The organism is Streptomyces sp. NPDC059718 (genome assembly GCF_042733315.1).
GTDB lineage: Bacteria > Actinomycetota > Actinomycetes > Streptomycetales > Streptomycetaceae > Actinacidiphila.
Genome location: NZ_JBHWGA010000145.1, coordinates 1 through 1,308 on the forward strand (window position 1 = coordinate 1; position 1,308 = coordinate 1,308).

Annotated in this window: 1 protein-coding gene; it reads left to right on the forward strand. The window is 70.3% G+C overall.

Going from position 1 to position 1,308, the window contains the following annotated elements; translation table 11 throughout:
* Positions 1–97: 97 nt before the first annotated feature.
* Positions 98–1,308: IS701 family transposase (locus tag ACFV3E_RS46755; RefSeq protein ID WP_500542651.1), on the forward strand; the 1,211-nt coding region annotated here is incomplete at its 3' end.

Below are 1,308 nucleotides of genomic sequence, written 5' to 3' on the forward strand. Positions count from 1 at the left end.
CGGTAGTTCGTTAAATCCGGTGGTGGTGTGGGTTGACGGCGGGTCGGGTTGGTCGTAGGCCGGTGGTAGGGGTGAACTGCCGTGTTGGGGGCTGAAGATGACCGCTCGCCGTCCGTGTCCGCCCGCGCCGGGGCCGTTGGAGGAGTACACGGCCCGGTTCGACGACCTCTTCTTCAGCCTGGCCCAGCGGCGAGGGTTCCGCGAGTACCTGACCGGGTTGCTGGCGCCGCGGGAGCGGAACAAGACGATCACCTGCCTGGCCGGGGCGGAGCCGGTGGCCGGGGCGGGGATGCCGGGGGTGCAGCGGCTGCAGTTCTTCTTGTCCGAGTCGCCCTGGGAGGCTGAGCAGGTCAACGACCGGCGGCTTGAGCTGCTGCGCGAGGAGCCGGCGACGGCTCCGCACGACGGCGGAGTCATCGTGATCGACGATTCTGGGGACCGCAAGGCCGGCACCGCGACCGCACATGTGGGCCGGCAGTGGCTGGGCCGACTGGGCAAGACGGACAACGGCATCGTCACGGTGACCACGGTGTGGACCGACGGCCGTGTGTACTACCCGCTGCATGCGACGCCGTATACCCCCGCCCATCACTTCACCAGCGGCCGCTCCGATCCGGCCTTCCGTACGAAACCGCAGCTGGCTGCTGCTCTCGCGGTCCGCGGGAAGAAGGCCGGCTTCGACTGCCGGGCGGTGGTCGCCGACTGCGCCTACTCCGTCAGCGACGACTGGTACCTCGCGCTGCGTGAGGCGGGCCTGGCCTACGTGGTGGCGCTCAAGCCGCACCGCGGCACCTGGGCCCGGGCCGGCCAGCCACACACCCCCATCGAAGCCGCACACGCCCTGACCTGGAAGGATGCCAAGCATCCCGGGGACTGGAAGGCCGTGGAGCGTCACTTCCGCGACGGGCACACCGAGACCTGGTGGGCCGCCGACGCCCGACTGGGAGGCTACGGACCCGACGCACCCTGCCGACTGGTCGTGGCCACCACCGACCCGGCCGGCCTGCCGGAGAAAGCCACCTGGTACCTGGCCACCAACCTGCCCCACCCCGACACACCCAACGCCACGGCCGGCCCGCACCCGCCGGCCGACCTCGCCGAGATCGTCCGCCTCTACGGCCTGCGGCCCTGGATCGAGCAGAGCTACAAACAGATCAAGGACGAACTCGGCTGGGCCGACTTCCAGGTCCGCTCCGCCCGCGCCATCCGCCGCCACCAAACCCTGGTCAACTGCGCTTTCTCCTTCTGCTGGGATCAATGGTTCGACCCACCCGGACCGCTGGATGCCACCGCGCCGGACCCCTGTCC